General features: G+C 68.5%; 16 protein-coding genes. 6 read left to right on the top strand and 10 right to left on the bottom strand.

The features are described from left to right. Positions 1-63: 63 nt before the first annotated feature. Positions 64-1,803, top strand: a complete 1,740-nt coding sequence (locus tag OG558_RS18650; protein ID WP_405071387.1) for a GAF domain-containing protein — start codon at positions 64-66, stop codon at positions 1,801-1,803. Between the two features lie 40 nt (positions 1,804-1,843). Here OG558_RS18650 and OG558_RS18645 read toward each other — a convergent pair whose 3' ends face one another. From OG558_RS18645 to OG558_RS18615, 7 genes are all read right to left on the bottom strand, one after another. Further along, the gene (locus OG558_RS18645; protein ID WP_405071386.1) at positions 1,844-2,911 is read right to left on the bottom strand and encodes an LLM class flavin-dependent oxidoreductase; all 1,068 of its coding nucleotides are present in this window, start codon (positions 2,909-2,911) and stop codon (positions 1,844-1,846) included. Positions 2,912-2,965: 54 nt separating this feature from the next. Continuing rightward, positions 2,966-5,731 carry an AAA family ATPase gene (locus tag OG558_RS18640; RefSeq protein WP_405071385.1) on the bottom strand — a complete coding sequence of 922 codons (2,766 nt, stop codon included), beginning with the start codon at positions 5,729-5,731 and terminating at the stop codon, positions 2,966-2,968. A gap of 9 nt (positions 5,732-5,740) precedes the next feature. After that, the gene (locus OG558_RS18635; RefSeq protein ID WP_405071384.1) at positions 5,741-6,778 is read right to left on the bottom strand and encodes a hypothetical protein; all 1,038 of its coding nucleotides are present in this window, start codon (positions 6,776-6,778) and stop codon (positions 5,741-5,743) included. Continuing rightward, the gene (locus OG558_RS18630; protein ID WP_405071383.1) at positions 6,775-7,395 is read right to left on the bottom strand and encodes a TetR/AcrR family transcriptional regulator; all 621 of its coding nucleotides are present in this window, start codon (positions 7,393-7,395) and stop codon (positions 6,775-6,777) included. The genes OG558_RS18635 and OG558_RS18630 overlap by 4 nt, the downstream gene beginning before the upstream one ends. Before the next feature lie 80 nt (positions 7,396-7,475). Next, positions 7,476-8,630 carry an NAD(P)/FAD-dependent oxidoreductase gene (locus OG558_RS18625; RefSeq protein WP_405071382.1) on the bottom strand — a complete coding sequence of 385 codons (1,155 nt, stop codon included), beginning with the start codon at positions 8,628-8,630 and terminating at the stop codon, positions 7,476-7,478. A gap of 66 nt (positions 8,631-8,696) precedes the next feature. Beyond that, the gene (gene sigJ, locus OG558_RS18620) at positions 8,697-9,569 is read right to left on the bottom strand and encodes an RNA polymerase sigma factor SigJ (RefSeq protein WP_405071381.1); all 873 of its coding nucleotides are present in this window, start codon (positions 9,567-9,569) and stop codon (positions 8,697-8,699) included. Between the two features lie 131 nt (positions 9,570-9,700). Next, positions 9,701-9,973 (bottom strand): GlsB/YeaQ/YmgE family stress response membrane protein, encoded by a 273-nt coding sequence (locus OG558_RS18615; RefSeq protein WP_328523705.1) that lies wholly within the window; start codon positions 9,971-9,973, stop codon positions 9,701-9,703. 391 nt (positions 9,974-10,364) lie between these two features. Here OG558_RS18615 and OG558_RS18610 point away from each other — a divergent pair, with 391 nt between their 5' ends. The 3 genes from OG558_RS18610 to OG558_RS18600 all read left to right on the top strand — a co-directional run bounded on the left by OG558_RS18610 (position 10,365) and on the right by OG558_RS18600 (position 13,893). Further along, the gene (locus OG558_RS18610; RefSeq protein WP_405071380.1) at positions 10,365-10,946 is read left to right on the top strand and encodes a dihydrofolate reductase family protein; all 582 of its coding nucleotides are present in this window, start codon (positions 10,365-10,367) and stop codon (positions 10,944-10,946) included. Between the two features lie 234 nt (positions 10,947-11,180). Continuing rightward, entirely contained in the window at positions 11,181-13,142 is a 1,962-nt protein-coding gene (locus OG558_RS18605; RefSeq protein ID WP_405071379.1) for a hypothetical protein, read from the top strand. A gap of 106 nt (positions 13,143-13,248) precedes the next feature. Then, positions 13,249-13,893 (top strand): maleylpyruvate isomerase N-terminal domain-containing protein, encoded by a 645-nt coding sequence (locus OG558_RS18600; protein WP_405071378.1) that lies wholly within the window; start codon positions 13,249-13,251, stop codon positions 13,891-13,893. Between the two features lie 164 nt (positions 13,894-14,057). Here the strand turns inward: OG558_RS18600 and OG558_RS18595 are convergent, their stop codons facing one another. From OG558_RS18595 to OG558_RS18585, 3 genes are all read right to left on the bottom strand, one after another. Then, a complete protein-coding gene (locus OG558_RS18595) occupies positions 14,058-14,450 on the bottom strand; it encodes an NUDIX domain-containing protein (RefSeq protein WP_405071377.1) in 393 nt (130 codons plus the stop codon). Between the two features lie 119 nt (positions 14,451-14,569). After that, positions 14,570-15,421, bottom strand: coding sequence for a phosphotransferase (locus tag OG558_RS18590; RefSeq protein ID WP_405071376.1), 852 nt, complete (start codon positions 15,419-15,421; stop codon positions 14,570-14,572). 248 nt (positions 15,422-15,669) lie between these two features. Continuing rightward, a complete protein-coding gene (locus tag OG558_RS18585) occupies positions 15,670-16,275 on the bottom strand; it encodes an ALF repeat-containing protein (RefSeq protein ID WP_405071375.1) in 606 nt (201 codons plus the stop codon). A 281-nt stretch (positions 16,276-16,556) separates the two neighbouring features. Between OG558_RS18585 and OG558_RS18580 the strand changes: the two genes are divergently transcribed. Then, positions 16,557-17,516, top strand: a complete 960-nt coding sequence (locus OG558_RS18580; RefSeq protein ID WP_405071374.1) for a DUF5937 family protein — start codon at positions 16,557-16,559, stop codon at positions 17,514-17,516. 24 nt (positions 17,517-17,540) lie between these two features. Further along, a complete protein-coding gene (locus OG558_RS18575; protein WP_405071373.1) occupies positions 17,541-17,855 on the top strand; it encodes a hypothetical protein in 315 nt (104 codons plus the stop codon). The last annotated feature ends 289 nt before the right edge of the window (positions 17,856-18,144 follow it).

Raw genomic sequence — 18,144 nt, 5'->3', positions numbered from 1 at the left:
TCGACCGGGCTCCGGCCGCTGCGAGCGACTCGCGGGGATTGACGGTCTACGTAGTGTGGGTACATGACCCACCCGGTGGCCGGCGGTCGGCATACGTGGGACGAAGGCGCCCTGGAGTTCACCGGGTTGTCCCGGGTGCGGCTCGACGCATTGCTCCAGGAACTTCTGGTCCGGGTCGACGAGATCGTGGCCTCCCAGGAGCGCCTGCGCGCGTTGCTCGACGCTGTCGTGGGGATCGGTGCGGATCTGGATCTGAACAGCACGCTGGACCGGATCGTCGCCGCGGCCTGTGAGCTGGTCGGCGCCCGCTACGGTGCGCTCGGCGTCGTGCGGCGTGACGGCGAACGACTCTCGCGGTTCATCACCCGCGGCATCGCCGCGGACCAGATCGCCGAGATCGGCCCCTACCCGGAAGGGCACGGGATTCTCGGACTGCTGATCGAACATCCCGAGGCACTGCGGCTGGACGACCTGTCCGAGCATCCGCAGTCCTATGGATTCCCCGCCAATCATCCGCCGATGAAGAGCTTTCTCGGTGTACCGATCCGGAGCGGGGATCGCATCTTCGGCAACCTCTACCTGACGGAGAAGGCCGAAGGCGCCGACTTCACCGACGACGACGAACACGCGGTGACGGCACTGGCCGCGGCGGCCGGAGTGGTGATCGACAATGCCCGCCTGTACGCCGACACCGAACGCCGACGCCGCTGGCACGAGGTGACCGCCGAGATCACCCAGCTGATGCTGGACGACTTCGACCCCCAGGAGGCGCTGCAGCTGATCGCGAGCCGCGCTCGCGAGGTGTCTCGCTCGCTGGTGGGGGTGATCCTGCTGGTCGATGGCGATGATCTGGTCGTCCAGGCCGTCGATTCTCCACCGGACTTCCAGCGCTACATCGGCCACCGCTTCCCGGCGAACCTGCCGCTGTTGGCCGACGCGCTCCAGGGTGATGAGCAGGTCGTGATCGAAGACGTCGCCGAGCTGGCGAAAGAGGCCGGTCTGCTGACGGAGGTACCGGAGCTCGAACTGGTCGGCCGCACCATCCTCGCGCCCCTCCCACCAGGCAGCCACAGCACCGGTGGTCTCCTCGCCGTCGCAGCCGCCCAGGGCGCGGTGCTGGGGGTGACGCCGGGCACCGACCTGGTGCGGATGTTCGCCAACCAGGTCACTCTGGCCCTCGACCGCAAACAGGCCCAGCGCGATCAGTCGACGCTCGCCGTCCTGGAGGACCGCGACCGCATCGCGCGGGACCTGCACGACCTGGTCATTCAGCGGCTCTTCGCCACCGGTCTGCAACTGCAGGGCATGCACCGGCTGGTCGGTCCCGACGCCCAGCAACGGATCAGCCGCGCGGTCGAGGACATCGACTCCACCATCCATGACCTGCGCGGCGCGATCTTCGAACTTCACCACCAGCCCGACCGGAGCTCGTTGCGCGCCGACGTCTACGCACTGGTCAACGACTACACCCAACCGCTCGGCTTCCGTCCACACCTCACCTGCACCGGCCCGATCGACACCGCCATACCGGACGACGCCCGGCCCCAGATCCTTGCGACGCTGCGGGAATCGCTGTCGAACGTCGTACGCCACGCCCAGGCCTCCGACGTCAGAGTCGACCTGATCGTGACGGGCCAGGGCGTGACACTTCGGGTCGCCGACAATGGCATCGGCATCTCCGCGGCCGGCCGGCGAAGCGGACTCCAGAACCTCGAGGACCGCGCCACTGCCGTCGGCGGATCAATCGAGGTCACACCGAACCACCCGCACGGTACGGTGGTCGAACTTCACGCCCCGCTGTGAACCACCAGTCGTCCCGTAACCCCGGCCAAGGCAAGGACGTCTACTTCGGCTGGGTGGACTGGAAGGCGGGCATCACGTCCCGGGCGAAGAGGCGCATCTGGTCGATCAGTTCGTCGACCGTGGTGCCGACGAACAGGGTCGCGCAGAAATGCTCCAGCCCGGCCTCGCGGTAGGCCTCGACCTTGGCGCACACCTCGTCCGGCGTACCGATCAGGTTCGCGTCGAAGTAGGCGTCCAGGCTCATCCCTTTGGTCATCGTCGTACCGAGCGACCTGCGGAACAGGTCGAACGCGGACCGTTCGAACCGCTCGCGAACTTGATCCCGGGTGTCGCCCAGGCAGACGACCGACTGCAGCGCGGTGACGATCTCCGACGGGTCACGTCCGGCCGCGCGGGCGTACGCCGCGACCTTCTCCCGCCCGGCGCGAATCTTGTCCGGGCCGACCTTCGCCGGAAGCCAGCCATCGCACAGTTCGCCCGCGCGGCGCAGCGAGCCCTCCACGTTGCCGCCGGAGTAGATCGGCAACGGGTTCTGCACCGGCTTCGGATACGACTCCACGTCGTCGAAGCGCCGATACTTGCCGGCGTACGAGAAGCGCCGGTCGTTCCACAAGCCCCGGAGCGCTTCGATGCCCTCCGCGGCCACCACGGCCCGCGAGGCATCGGCGAGGTCGGGGACAACGCCCTCGAACTCGTCGCGATACCCGCCGACCGCGACCCCGAGGATCACCCGGCCGTTGCTGAGCTGGTCGAGCGTGGCGACCTGCTTCGCGAGCAGGACCGGATCACGCATCGGCAGCACCAGGATTCCGGTGGTGAGCCGGATCACCGACGTCCTGGCGGCGATGTTCGACAAGGTGATCAACGGCTCGTAGAAGTCCGGCGGCTCCGTCCATGCCTCCCGGATGAAGCGCATGGTGCTCAGGTGATCGTTGCCGCCGACGTCGTAGTACCCGAGCTGCTCTGCCTCCAACGCCACCCGGATCACGTCTTGAGCAGTCGCGAACGGCGTTGGATACATCATCCCGGCCAGGCAGGTAGGGGTTTCGACGCCGAACTTCAGGGACCGGACTTCTGTCGTCGCCGGCTGTTCTGGGCTTCTCCGCATGGTTGAGACGCTAGGGATCCGGTCGCTCGGAGGCATCTGCCGGATGACTGGTCCTCAGTCGCCCGGCGGCGTGTCGAGAGGCAGGTGGGTGAGTTCGATCCGGGACCGGATCGACAGCTTCCGGTAGACCTTCTGAAGGTGGTAGGCGACCGTGCGAGGGCTCAGGAAGAGCTGCGCGCCGATCTCCCGGTTGTTCGCCCCCTGCCGAGCCAACCGGACGACCTGCACTTCCTGTGGGGTGAGACTGTCGAGCAGCGGAGCTCGCAGCGTACGGCCGGTGACCCCCGCCGCCCTGAGCTCGCTCGCGGCTCGATCGCTCCACGGCATCGCACCGAGCTGGTCGAACGTATTGGCAGCGGCCCGCAACGGGATCCTGGCCTCGGCCGGACGTCGTTGCCGTCGCAGCCATTCGCCGTACAGGAGTTGGGTTCGTGCTCGGTCGAACGGTCTGGGCTGACCCCCGCGGGTCGCTGCGTCGTGCATCTCCAGCGCCTGTTGGTACAGCTTGCCCGTGGTCGTGTCGTCGTCGGCCAGGAGCGCGCGGCAGCGCAGCTCGACCGCACGAGCGGCGCGCCGGCCGCTGTCGGTCGCCCACGCGCTGAGCCGGGCCAGCCGGTCGAGCACGTCCTCACGACGATCGGTGCGCGCCGCTGCCTCGATCAGGTCCGGCGTCTGCCGAACCGAGATCAACGGGTGCTCGGCCGTCCTGGTTTCCTGGAAGATCGGCAACTCCAGCGCTTCCTCGGGCCGGCCGCGACCGAGATCGCACAGGCACAGCGCCCACCGGCCGATCGCCACCACCGGCGCCACCCGGTGCACCTCGGCGTGGCCCAGCGCCTGGGTCGCCAAGTGCCGACAGCGTTCTGCATCGCCGGTCACCGCTTCCAGCCAGGCGAGCAGCGCCTCGAAGTGGCAGGTCCGGTTCTGCTGTCCGAGCACGGTCGACAGCTCGAGGCCTTCGGTCGCGTTCGCCCGGGCATAGCGATAGCGACCGGTCAGCAGCTCGACAGTGGCCAGGATCTGCAGTGACAGGACGAGCAGGCCGAGCTGACCGGTCGTCCGGCAGACTCGCACCGCGGTTTCGGCCGCGACGAGCGCCGCGTCGTCATCGGCCAGCGACAGGTCGGCGGCCGCTTGCAGCACCAACTCCGCCGGTGAGCGGCTCTCGGCAGCTGCGTCGTACGACGCTGGGAGGCCAAGCGGCTCGGCTCCAGTCAGTACCTCGAGTCGATCCGACAACTCGAGCACCACGCGCACGGCCGGCCGCGTCGGGCTGCCGGCCGGAAGGTGCAGGGTATGCAGCTCTCGGATGGCCTCCCGCGACCAGCCGCGGTCGTTGGCGAACCAGGCATTCCGCACCGCGTCGACCAGCAGCAGGGCTGCGAGTTCGGGGTCCGCAGCGGCGATCTCGCCGATATCCGTCAGCAGCAGCGTGTGCGTCGTCAGGGACGAGCCGCTGTCGAAGCTGATGCTCGCGCTGACCCGGCGGTTGCGAGCCCGCAGCAGCGGATCTGTGGACAGCCGGTCCGACTGGACCACGAGTCGTTCGGCGCGGCCGGGCTGCCCGGCGAGGTTCGCGGCCTGTGCCGCCGCGGACAGGCGGCTCGCGCGCTCGCTCGTCGATTCGGTCAACCAGGCTGCCTTCTCGAAGGCAGTGGACGCGGTGCCCGGCCCGCCACGCTGCAAGGCCCGCTGCGCGCAGCGGTCGAGCTCCGCCGCAATCCGCTCATCAGGGCCGGTGACGGTCGCCGCAAGATGCCAGGCCCGCCGATCTGGCTCGAGTTCCGGGTCCAGCACGCCCGCAAGCCTGCGATGCGCATCGATCCGTTCGCTCACCCTGGCTGCGTTGTAGACCGCCGCGCGCAGCAATGGATGGCGGAACACGATCCGCCGGCCGCTGACAGCATCCTCGGTCCGTACCAAACCGGCAGCCTCAGCCGGCTGAAGGGATGCCGGGTCCAGGCCGCACCGGCGGGCCGCTCGCAGTACGACCGCGAGGTTACAACTCTCCTCCGCCGCACTGAGGAGGAGGATTGCCCTGGTCGACTCAGGCAGCTTGTGCAATTGGCCCTGATAGATCGCCTGCAGCCGCTCGGGCAACGGCAGCGGCCCGGCAAGTGGCTCGATCCCAGCTCGCTGTGCTGGAGACAATGCCCCCGGGATCTCCGTCAGCGCCAGCGGGTTCGCCGAGGTCTCCTCGATCACGCGCCGGATCACGTCGCCGGTCAAGTCGGGATGACGCTGCGCCAGCAGTGCGGTCGCGGCGGCGCTGTCGAGACCGGCCAGCCTGACCTCCGGCGCGGCCGGAAACCAGACCGTCTCCTGATCCCGAACGGCGAACAGCAGCCCGATCCGCTCGGCCACCAGCCGACCTGCGACGAACCGCAGCGTGTCGGCCGATGGTTCGTCCAGCCACTGAGCATCGTCGATCAGGCAGAGCAGCGGACGCTCTTCCACGGCCTCGGAGAACAGGGTCAGCGCACCGAGTCCCACCAGCATCCGGTCCACCTCGCCGGAGGGGATCACACCGAAGGCACCACGCAGCGCCAGTGCCTGCGGCTCCGGCAGATCGTCGACGCGATCGAGCAGCGGGCGGAGGAGCTGGTAGAGGCCGGCGAAGGGCAGCTCGGCCTCGCTCTGTACGCCGTACCCGCGAAGCACCTGTACGTCGTCGCCACCGCAGCCGGCGGCGTGGTCCAGCAGCACGGACTTGCCGGAGCCGACCTCGCCACGAATCACCAGGTGGCCCGGAACTCCGTCCACCAGGTCCGCGACCAAGCGGTCGATCCGTTGCAGCTCCCGGCTCCGGCCGAACAACATGATCGAAACCTACTGTGCCGTGGTCCGGGCCGGCTCGCCGCCGAGCGGGAGGGCTGCGGATGAGCTTCGTACGCGCGTGGCGAGGTGCTGCCGGAACGCGCCGAGCGAGAAGAGCGCGAGTCCGCCGACGCACCAGACGCCCAGCACGATCAGCGGCCGCCCGGCGTCAGCGCCGTCGAAGAAGGCCACGGACCGCAGCGCCGAACCCGTCGCGCCGGGCGGCAGGAGCTGACCGAAGGCGCCCCAGCCCGCCGGCAGCAGCTCCGGCGCACTGGCGAGGCCGGACAAGGGATTGCCGACCAGCAGCAGGAACGCCGCTCCGAGGCCGAACGACCGCAGCCCGCCGAGCCGCGCCAGGCCGAGCAACGTGACCACGATCGATCCGATGCCGAGGGCAACTACTCCGGCATTCGCCCAGAACTCGCCTGTCAGCGCTCCGAGCCAGTACTGGTCGACCGTTGTCAGGGCGAGTCCGCCGAGGATGCAGAACGCCGTACCGGCGGCCAGTCGCTTCGCCGGGGACCGCAGCAACCGCGACAGTCCCAGGCTTCCGGCGATTCCACCCAGGAGCAGGGGGAACGCGCCCGCCGACAGGCCCCCGCCCCGAGGGTCGTCGGCCGGAGCGGGTACGACATCGGTGACCTGCGGCGGGCCGCCCCTGGTACCGCCGAGCCGGTCGGCGAGCTGTGAGAGCAGTTGGGCAACCGCGGGGCTGGCCGCGCTGGCGGTGAGCACCTCGGTCCCACTCGGCTCGATGAGGATCGCGCCGTACGCGTCCCGGCCCGCGATCGCCGTCGTCGCTGCCTTGCGGTCGGAGACCACGGTCGGCTCGAACACCCCCGGTACGTCGAGTTGGAGCGTCATGAGAACGAATCTGGTGGCCTCCGGGGATCCGGCCACGACGATCGGCACGTCTCTGGGCTGGGACCGTACGGCGGGCCAGGTGAAGGCGATGAGGACAACGGTCAGGGCGCAGACCAAGAGTGCGACGACCGCTGGGATCTTGGGCTGGCCGGGCAGTGCGGCGTGGCGGCCGTGGACGGTCATGACATACCTCCTGACTCCTGAGCGAGTGAGGGTGCGAGCACCGCCTGGAGACCGCTCTGCAGGGTCTGTGCGGTGACATCCGGCAGCATTACGCGCTGCAGGAAGAAGCCCGGCAGCAGCGCCATCATCGCCGCGCCGACCGCCTCGGCGGGAACGTCGGCTGCCAGCCGTTCCTCGCGGCGGTAACCGCGGGCCAGGCGGGTGAAGGCGTCGCGGATCAACGACAGCTGGGCCTGCACCAGGACCGCGAGCTCGGGCGAGCGGGCCGCCTCACCCCAGACCTGGAGGGCGAGGCGGGCCACGTCCATCGCGTCGTCGTGCTCCTGCAAGACGGTGAAGATCTCGCCGATCACCTGGTCCAGCGGGGGCAGCGGAGTCCGGTGCATCATCAGCTCGATGGTGTCGGCGACCGCGGCGAGGTTCTCCCGGGCGATGGCGGTGACCAGGTCGTTCTTCTTCGGGAAGTAGTGGTACACCGCGCCCGCCGACAGCTCGGCCTCCCGGACCACGTCACGCATGGAGGTGGCGTGGAAACCCTTACGGATGAAGCAGGTGCGCGCCGCCGCGAGGACTTCGCGGCGGCGCTGTTCGAGGTACTCCTCGGATACTCGTGGCATGTCTGGAAAAATATCGGTCGGACGACCGGTTTACTAGGAATCCGGACGAAGACTGGTCACTTGACGGATGCCGGTCGTCCTCACGCGGCCGGCGCGTCCTGCTCCTCGTCGCGAGGGAAGAAGGGCAGCTCGAGGTAGACGCGATCGGCGGCGGCGAGGATCTTCGCGGCGTCGTCGACCGGCGGGTGGATGGCCTGGTTGATGCCCTTCTTGACGGCCCCTCCCTCAGCGCCCGACGCCATCACCCTGCGATCCCAGCCCCGGGTGAAGACCCCACCGGCACCGCCGAGGTCCAGGCAGGTGACATACGGACCTGGGGTGAAGTCGCGCAGCGGCAGGTCGAGCAGGTCGGCCGCCGCGTTGTACCCGGCGACCTTGCCCAGCGGGGTGGCGTGCTGGCAGGCCTGCATGACCGTGTGCTCGGCGTCGAACGTCGCCGCGGCCGTGTCCCCGGCGACGAACACCTCGGGAAGGGCACGCAACCGATGGTCCACCGGCACCCGGCCGAGCTGGTCGAGCTCGGCGGAGATCTGACGGGTCAGCTCGCTGGCCCGCATCCCCACGGACCAGACGACGGCGTCCGCCTCGACCCGGCTGCCGTCGGACAGTACGGCGTACCCGTCGCCGACCTCGGTCACGGTCGTCGCGAGTCGTCGTCCGACGCCCAGTTCGTCGAGCGCGGCCTCGATCACCTCGCGCGGTCCCGGGCCGAGCTGCGCTCCGACGACGTCCGACTGGTCCACCAGCAGCACCCGCCCGCGGGCGGCCAGTTCGGTCGCGGCCTCCAGGCCGACGAACCCGGCGCCGACAACCACGACGGAGTAGTCCTCGCGGTCGCGCAGCCGGCCGGTGAGCCGCCGGGCGCCGTCGAGGGTGTCGATGTCGAAGAGCCGTTCCGCGCCGGGCAGACCCTCGGGCTGAACGAGCTTGCTGCCCGCCGCCAGCACCAGCCGGTCGTAGCCGATCTCGTTGCCGTCGGCCACCACTGCGCGGCGCTCGGTGTCGATCGTGCTGACCGACGCGCGCACGTGCTCGACGCCGATCGGGTCGAGGATCCGGCGGAGTTCCACCGTGGCCAGCTCCGGCTCCGGTTCGTACAGGCGAGGGCGCAGTACCAGCTGCTCGTTCGGCGCGATGAGCGTGATGTGCAGGTCCGCGTCGCCGCGTGCGAGGGCCGCGCCCGCCGCGCTCCACACACCCGCGAAACCGCCCCCGATGATCACAACGTGTGCCACTTTCTCGTCCTCCCAGCCTCGCTCCCCCGCGGATCGGGGGTTCGGCAGGGAGACAACACGGCGGCGTCAGATGTGACCGAGGTGAGCCAGCTTGTCGGGATTGACCAGTCGCCGGAACGCCGTGATCCGCCCGCCGGCGAGCTCCACGGTGTCGAGCCAGACGATCCTGCCGCCGCGGTACGTCGCCAGCGCCGGCTGCCCGTTCACCTCGATGATCCGGGACTCGTCCGGACGCCTGAGCTCGATCTGCCTGGCCGTCAGCAGCGCGATCGTCTCGGCACCGGTGACCAGCTTCCGTGCGGCGGTCACCTTGCCACCGCCGTCGGCGGTGTAGACGGCCTCGGGGTCGAGCAACGCGACCAGCCCGGCCATGTCGCCGGCGTCGGCCGCTGCTTTGAATGCCTGAAGCACCCGTTCGGTCTCGGCCCTGGATGCCCGGGGCCGCTCCTCGACCGCGGCGACCCGCGCCCGCGCGCGGGAGGCGAGCTTGCGGCTGGCGGCAGGCGTCGAGCCGAGCACCTCGGCGATCCGGCCGAACGGGAAGTCGAAGACGTCGTGGAGCACCAGTGCGACGCGTTCGGCGGGGGTCAGCGTCTCCATCACCACGAGCATCGCGGTGCCCACTGACTCGTCCGTGAGCACCTGGTCGGCGGTGTCCGGCCCGGTCAGCAGCGGTTCGGGCAACCAGGGTCCGACGTAGGACTCACGCCGTACGCGCGCCGACTTGAGCACGTTGTACGACGTCCGGGCGGCCAGCGTGACCAGCCAGGCCCGCAGGTCGCGCACCTCGGACAGGTCGGCGTCAGCGGCCCGCAACCAGACGTCCTGCGTCACGTCCTCGGCCTCGGTCACGGTCCCGAGAATCCGGTACGCCGCCCCGAAGACCGCCGGCCGATGCGACACCCAGTCCGCTTCCGCCAACGTGCCGGTCAGGTCCACCCTCGACCTCCTGCCCCCGCTCAGACCAATAGTCAGCCTCCGATTCTAGGCAAGGCCGACCGGTGGGGCCTTGGAGCCTGACAACGGTCTGCCGGGGTGTCGGCTGACACCCCGGCAGCTTTCCGCGTGGTTCAGCTCCGCGCGGACGTGTTCCGGCCGGTCAGCGTGGATGCGATGACGACCAGAATGGCCGCGATCGCGATGGCCACGAGCCAGCGCACCCAGTCGACGCCGGGGCTGCCGTTGCCGCCGAACGCGGTGTAGACGAACCATCCGATGATCACCCCGCCGATCCCGCACAGGATGGTGAGCCAGATCGGGATGTTGTCCTTGTTGCCGGGCGCGACGAACTTTCCGAGCAGGCCGATGATGATGCCCGCGACGATGACTCCGATGATCTCCATGGTTCCGTTCCTCTTGTAGCTCCGGATCGCCGCGGTGATGACCGCAGCGACCACCCTGTGCCCAAGCAACAAACCGGCTCATCACAATGCACAGTGTCTGCGGTGCGGGGCGTCGGCGATGCACTTCAAGCCGTGATGCCCGCGGCCGAGCTGTGTGACCGGCCGGTGACGGTAGAGCAGGTTTGGGCCGACCAGGCCCACTTCGGGCACGAGTTCCGGGCGTTCACCGGGCTCACGCCGACCCGGTACGTCGAAGTCCGGCGGCGGTTTCCTGCGCGAACATCCCGGCCACGCGCTGGACGGCTGTCCGCTGCCGGCCGATTGATTTCCTACAAGAGCGACGGCTCACGAGACGCTAATTTGGGGGCACCCCAGAGCAGAGGAGAGCCCCGTGGGCAAGGTGGTCATGTACAGCTCGGTGTCGGTGGACGGCTTCGTCGCGGACGAGAACGACCAGCCCGGACCGCTGTTCGACTGGTTGTCCAGTGGTGACGTGCCGTTGGACGAGAGCGGCGTGCTGAAGGTGTCGCAGACGTCGTACGACTACACCCGGCCGTACTGGGACCAGATCGGGGTGACAGTCGTCGGCCGCCGCGTCTTCGACATGACGGACGGCTGGGACGGGAAGCCTCCGGGCGGGATGGACCACATGGTCGTCGTGACTCACCGGCCGGCGCCCGAGGGCTGGGACCCCGCGGCGCCGTTTCACTTCGTCGACGGCGTCGAGGCAGCGGTGGCCAAGGCGCAGGAGCTTGCTGGTGACCGCATAGTCGAGGTCGCCGCCGGCGACGTCGGTGGCCAGGTGCTTGCCGCCGGTCTGGTCGACGAGGTGCGCATGGACGTCGTACCCGTCGTGTTCGGGTCCGGCAAGCGCTACTTCGGGTCGGTCTACGCGCAGCACCTGTTGGAGGATCCTGACGTGGTGATTCAGGGCAACCGGGTGCTTCACCTGCGCTATCGGGTGCGCCGTTGACCGATCTGAGTCGACTGTGAAGAGCCAACAAACCGACCTCGCGCCGCCCAGGAAGAGACCGGGACAGAACTGGTTGTCCTCGAATTGTCGAAAACCCTCTGACGGAAATTCTCTGATCCACTTTCCATCGCTCCGGGTTTTTGCTTCCTTGCTCACCGTGACACAGCACGACAAAATTCAATTACCCGCGAAATATGTGCGCACGGCCGTTTCGGCGCTAGCATCCTCCGCACTGTGGAAACTGTGATTGCATACGTCTCCGATCGATCCGACGACAATCAGCGAGCTGCCGCGGGCCTCCGACGGGTCGAGGCCTACTACAGCGGCCTCTGGCGTGAGGAGGCAGTCCATCAGGGACATGATGCGGAGACGGTCGGGCTGCACGTCTGGGATCGCCGCGAACGCGACTGCCTCTGGCCCTCCTGGCAGGACAGCGGCGATCTCCGGGTAGCGAGTCTGCATGCGCCGCTCGGGTACGAGCGGATCGTCGGCGACGTCCCGCTGCACGACGCCCCTGGGCGGTTGGCGCGCGCAGTTCTTCAGGCGCCCGCCCGCTTCCTGGATCTGGCGCCGCCGTTCACGATGGCCGTCCTGGACCCGGCCGACGAACGACTCGAGCTGTTCACCGACTCCATCGGAGTGGGCCGTCTGTTCCAGCTCCGGCTGCCTGACGGCTGGGTCTGGAGCAACCGGCCGGTCGCCGCGCTCTTGTTCGCAGGCGTCGCGGCCAGGGTGGCTGAGCGGGGTTGGCGCTATGCGGCCGCTTGCGGCTGGTTCATGGGCGACACCACGCCGTACGACGGGGTCCTGGCCGTGCCGGGCGCGACCCGGATCGTCGCCGAGGGCAGGCATCGCCGCTGTACCGTCAGCGGTGTCGAGATCAGCAGCGTCTGGTCCGGCAGCGTGGACGCCGCCGACGATACCGCCGAGGCGCTGCGCGATGTGGCGAGGTCGGTCGACCACCTCTGGCCGGGAAGGCCGACTGTGGATCTCAGCGGCGGCCGAGACTCCCGCGTGGTCGCAGCGGCCTTTCTGTCTGCCGGTGTGGACTTACGCCTCAACAGTTACGACGCGGTGCCGGGCGAGCTGCAGGTCGCCGAGGACCTGGTGGGTCTGCTTCCTTTCCAGGTGGAGCACGCCGTGACCCCTCGCACAGAATCAGCCCAACCTCCACAGGCTCGGCCGGCCCCTCCTGCCCTCGTCAGCCGCGCCCTCCGGTGGCACCGCTACGCCGACGGCCTCAGACCCGCCAGTTACCTCTTCCACACCCCACCCAGCAGCCTCTCGATCGTCACACACCTCGCGATCGGCGGCGCGGGTGGCGAGGTCGCGCACGGGCACTTCTACCCGGCCGACGTCCTCCAGCTCGACACCCTGCCGCTCGAGCCGAAGCTCCGGGCATTCGTCAGCCGTCTGCAGAGCCGGCTGGTCGCTGCGGCCGGCCCGTCCGAGGAGGCTCGCGCCGCCGTCTCCGCTCAGATCGAGCAGGTGCTGCGAGATGCGATTCACGGAGGCATCGAGAACGCGACCATGCTCGACTACTTCTATCTGGTCGAAAGGCTCCGCCGCTGGGGGACCACAGGCGAGCGCAGCGGCGTGGTCTCACCGCTGCTCATTCCGTCCTTCGTCCGCGGTGCCTTCGCGCTCGATCCCGCCCAGCGGCTCGAGAACGCTCTGCACCGTGACCTGGTCCGTCGGTTGATCCCCGAGTGGGCGGACATTCCGTTCTTCAAACCGGGCCCGTCCGGGCGGGGAAGGGCCCAGGCCCGGCTGCGGCGCATGGCCGATGCGCCGGATCGCGATCTGATCGGGGAGCTCATCACCGGCTCGGAGCTGGAGGGACTGGAACCGCAGACCGTCCGAACGCTGTGGGCGGACTCGGCGGCCGGCACCAGTTCTGCCCCGGATGAGGCAGCACTCCGGCAGGCACTGTGGAGAGCATCCTTCGAGCAGCACCTGGCCGAGATCAACGGCCACCTCCCGCCCGCCGTACGCACCGAAGCCCGCAGCATCTCCCTTGCCGCTGTTCCTGGTCCGGCGAAGCCACCACGACCTTCGTCGCGCCCGACGGTCCGCGGCGTACGGCGCGTCGCGCAGCGGCGGCTGATCCGCCGTCTGGCCAGGCATCCGCTCTGGTCTGCCTTCCGCCGAACCCGGATCGGCCGTTCCTGGCGAAGCCTCAGCCGCCCGCGCTGACGGGCCCACCGACCAGCTCAGTTGCTCCGCGAGGCCCACGGTGTGCACGTCGAGCGCCGACGCCACCCCAGTCGAGTTGCAAAGGCGCACATGCCAGACTTGTACCGTGTATTCGACTTCCGATCGCCGGGATGCGGTCTTTCCGATCGCTGCGGAAATTGTTGAGGATTTGATCCAACAGGCCCAGGTGTCCGATCGATGGCTACGGCAGAGCGTCTTGCCAAAGATGTCCGTCGGAGGACTTGCCTGCCACCTGGGGCAGCAGCTGGTGCGCGCCGCAGAACTCCTCCAAGTTACAACCGACATCCCACCACTGAACTCGGTCGACGAGCACTATCATCGCGCTGCATGGGTGGTGTCGAGCTCTCCGGATGACGCGGTCAACGACCGCACCACGGACGAGGCCGAGGCTGCGCTTGGCGTAGCCGCGCTCAGGACTCGAGTCGACAACGCACTCGCGACGCTGAGGACGCTGCTCGCGAGCCGTACCGCTGCTGATGTGGTCCTGATTCCCTGGCAAGGTTGGTCCTTGCGCCGGGATGACTTCTTGCTTACCCGCATGCTGGAGATCGTCGTTCACACCGACGACCTTGCGCTGAGTCTCGAAGTCCCGACGCCGGCATTCCCGGCGGAAGTCTTCGCGCCTGTGCGCGACCTGCTGGTGCGCCTGGCCGAGCGCCGCCATGGTCAGTCAGCGTTGATCAGCACTCTCACCCGCCGGGAACGCTCGCAAGTTATCGCCGCTTTCTAGCACCGCAGATTCTCGAATTTCTCGCACCGCAGGTTCTGGAACCGCTGGCGACATTTGCTGACCATTTCCTGGTGTCTCCGCTACCCGACGGGACCTGGGCGACTTCGCGCGCCATGCGGCACGAGCAGACGTCGACCGCCAACGCTCGGCGCCACGGCCGTGTGTCAGAGGTTAGGCAGCACCTGCTCGAAGAACGGGCGATCGGAGCTGAAGGTTGGCTGGAGTTGGGAGAACTCGCGGGCCGTGACCCATCTGGCGTCGCTGACCTCTCCTGGATGGGTGACCAGGTCGCCTTCTTCGGGTTCGGCGGTCCACCAGTGGAGGACGAACGCGCCGTCTTCAGTCTGTGATTCCCAAACCTTGGCGATGGGTGTCACCTTCAGGCCGACTTCCTCGCGTACCTCCCTGACCAGGGCTTCCGCCTGCGTTTCGCCGGGATCGAGCTTGCCGCTGAGTGGTGCCCAGTAGCCCGGTAGCCGGGCGGCTGGGCCGCGCTGAATAACGAGCACCCGCTCGCATCGTCGGACCACAGCGACAATCGCCTCTCGCTGATCCATTACATACCTCCGGTGGCTGCTTCGAGGGTGTCGAAGGTCAGAAAGCTAACAGTCGGATCAAGTACGTCTGGTGCGAATATCTCGGCGGAGCGGGGAGCCGGGAGTAGGGACATCGGGTGTCAGGCGTTCGAGGACGTCGTCAGCTTCTGTAGGCAGTCGGTGATCAGGCGGGTCGTGTATTTGCTGTGGGGTTGTTGCAGGCCGAGGGCCCGGGCGAAGGAGCGGGCTTCGCCGGCGAGCTTGAGGGGTGCGAGGGCGAGGGCCAACTCGATCCAGCGATCCAACGTCCTTTCGTCTCCCCATGCCTGCAGTGAGTCCACGTACGCACGCCGTACCGGACCGGTCAGGTGCACGAGCTCGGCGTCTCGCAGCAGGCGGTGAAGTGAGAAGAACGGGCAGCCGACCATCGCCTCTTCCCAATCGAGGAGGACGATCGAAGCATCGTCGTCGCGGACCAGAGCGTTGGTGTCCTGTACGTCGGGATGGTCGATGCTCACGGGCGCCTGAACGAGTTCCTCGGCCCGCCGGCGCAGCGTGGGCAACGCCTCGACGAGAGCGGTGACAAGGCGTGGATCGACATCGCCCGTTCGGCCGACGTCGTCGGCCAGTGTGTCCGCAACCGACAACAGGTCGTACGTCGGCAACCCGCCGCCATCGCCGCTCCGGGCGAACTCGACCTGGACACGACCAAGGGCAGACGCGATGTCGACCAACGCGGAGCCACCGGCATCCTGAACTGTCTTGCCCGCGACGACAGCGAATGCCGTGCGCTGCCAGCCGTGCTCCTCAGCGAAAGCGAGGAGCGGCGGGATCGCGTCCGGGCAGACCGCTTCGAGCGCGGTGTGAATCGAGCGCGTCTGTGGGTACAGGACCGGCTGGCTGTGCTTGACCACGATCGGCCGGCCATCCACGACGAACTCAGCGGTGACGCCCCAGGATTTGACGCGCAACACCCGCGTTGGCCCGTCCACTGTCCGACCGGCAAAAGCGTGGCGAATCCAGCTGAGAATGTCCGCCAGGTCGGGTCCGTCGGCAGGCCAACTCAGGTGACTCATTCAGTACCCTCCCCGGAGAGAAACGTTGGTACGAATCAGCGCTCGGGAGTGATCCAGGTGGTGACCCCGTTGAACTGTGAGCCCTGTTGAACTTTGCTTCCCCGGTGGACTGAGCCCAGTCGTTCGGCTGGGCTCAGTTCCTGTGGGCGGACCGGCTCGGTGTCCTAGACCTCGAACTGGCCGTGCTCCAGGAAGTACCGCGCCGCTTCCGGTGTGCCCTCGTGGAGGGCCTGCTGGGCCGCCGCACGGACCGCCGCAGTGGTGGTCGGATCGGCGAGCATTCGCAAGATGGCGAACCTGTCGTCTTCGAACTGGGCGATGCGGCAGCCGGTCTCCAGGAAGGCGCGCAGGACAGTCGGTGTGCCGTCGTTGAGAGCCTGCTGCACCGCCGTACTGACGCCGCGGTCGTTGTACACGTTGGCAAAGTAGAGGGTTCTAAGGACGGCGAACCTGTCGTCCTCGGCTCGGGCCGGCCAGCGGTCGGTGGTCAGGAAGTTGCGCTGGTCCTCGACGGTGCCGTTCAAGGCCTCCTGCGCGGCGGCCTCGACCTCGTAGCCCGTGCTCGGGTCGCCGATGATGCGCAAGATCGTGATCCGCACATCGTCGTCGGACATCTCGTCCACCGGCGTGGTCACGACGAAGGTGTCCGTGGGCGCCTGGCAAGCGGTCGGGGCGCCGACCGGCTCGGCGGCGAACGCAGCGGTGGTTGTCAGAAGCACTGGCGTCAACGCGATTGCCGCGACAGCCAGGACAGCTTTGGTTCGTCTCACTTGTGGACCTTCCTTGTAAGCGTCGAGAGCACGAGAACTCTCTTCGTGCCGTCGACAGGTGCGTGGCGTTGGTTCCTGCGTGTGGCGGCCTGGTTTGCGACGGCCGCGGTTGGGCCCCGACCGTGGTCAGCTCGAAGTGGATCGCGAGTACGGCGTGAGGACTGTCGAGGCGACGTACGTGCGATCCCGCAGCGGTGAGCGTCCAGTCGCGGAGGAGTTCAGGCACTCGACAGTTGTGGCATCCGGAGCTTCCCGGCACCAGAGATATAGCGTATTGCTTCATGATCGAGTACGAGCTCGCGGGCAACGACCTCGGCGAAGTACGGTTCGCGATCTCACCGCTGAACGAGTTGGCCCTGTCCCTGCGGACCCTGCGCGACCCCGGCCGATTCCCGCTCCAGCTGCCCTGGCTACGGGCCACCGGGCCGGCCCGGGCCGGCCTCGACCTGCAACTGCTCCGCGCCCTGACCAACGAGTCGCTGTGGACGCCGGACTTCCTCACCCCACGGCCCTACACACCGCTGGGCGGGATCGACGACGAACTGGCGGCGCTCACGGGCACCCCGGCCGGCGTCGTACGCGCGGACCTGGCGCAGATCCATCCGGCCACGCTTCCGCCGGCACTACGGGGCCGGCCGGACAAGGTGCTCGACCGTGTGCTGGCAGCGCTGCGGGACTATTGGGAGGCCTGTTTCGAGCCGCACTGGGCGCGGATGCGGACAGTGCTCGAGGCCGACGTCGTCTACCGCGGCCGGGTCACCGCCCAGGCCGGTCTCGCGGCGATGTTCGCCGGCATCGACCCACATGTACGCCTGGACGGCACCGTCCTGCGGGTACGGCTGCGCAGCGACTACTCCTACCGCACCTCGACCGCCGGCCGCGGCCTGACGCTCACTCCCTCGCTCTTCAGCCGACGCGGATCGGTGCCCATCTCCCCCGACGAGCCGCCGCACCTCATCTACCCGGCACGCGGCCTGGGAACGCTCTGGGAGGCCGAGACGAGTACGCCGCCAGCGGCCCTGGTTGGCCTGGTCGGCCGTGTCCGGGCCCGCCTGTTAGGACTGCTCGAGACGCCGACGTCGTCAACCGAGCTTGCTGTGCGCCTGAAGGTCACAACGACCGCGGTCAACCAGCATCTGCGCGCACTGCGGGCGGCCGGCCTGCTGATCTCGGCGCGGCACGGCCGCTCGGTCCTCTACCGCCGCTCGGACCTCGGTGACCGGCTCGTCCGAGGGATGTAGCTGCAATCGCCTGTGAGTCGGGCGATGACGATCTTCGGCGAACCTGGCCACGACCCGGAGCACCTGGAGCAGAAGGTCGCGATGATCGCGGCAGTGAACCAGGCCGGCGCCGTCGGCATCAAGCTCCGTGGCCCGGTCAGCGAGCACGACCAGCAGGCATTGGCCGAAGGCGTCGCGGCGATGAACACGACCCGCAGCCGGCAGGCTTGGCTCAACCACCTCATCGAGGCGCAGCTGATCATCTGGCTGGCCGATGCCACCGGACAGAGCCGCGCCGACATCATCCAGCGCCTCGCGATTCAACTCGGATCCGTCATCCCACCCGAACCACCGGGTTGAGCGGCGCTGACCGGTGGGGTCCGAAGACCGCCTGACGAACGCCGGCGTAGCGCGTGCAGCCATCGAACGGGCCAGGACGTCCGACCGGCTCGCGCCGCGCGGACGAGACGATGCCGCTCCGCCTGAGCGAGCAGTTCGTCCTGCCGGGCTTCGGCCATCGCCTTACCGATGTAGGGATGCATGAGTTCCTCCGTTCCGAGCGGAGCGACAGCCGCTCCTTGGACGAGCAGGCAGCGGTACGGCGGCGCGAATCGGCGTCCGGCGCCCATCTCGGCGAGTCGTCGCGGTC

The organism is Kribbella sp. NBC_01510, from assembly GCF_045040325.1.
Classification (GTDB): domain Bacteria; phylum Actinomycetota; class Actinomycetes; order Propionibacteriales; family Kribbellaceae; genus Kribbella.
The sequence above is the reverse complement of the archived record's forward strand: the minus strand, read 5'-3'. Positions and strand labels throughout refer to the sequence as shown.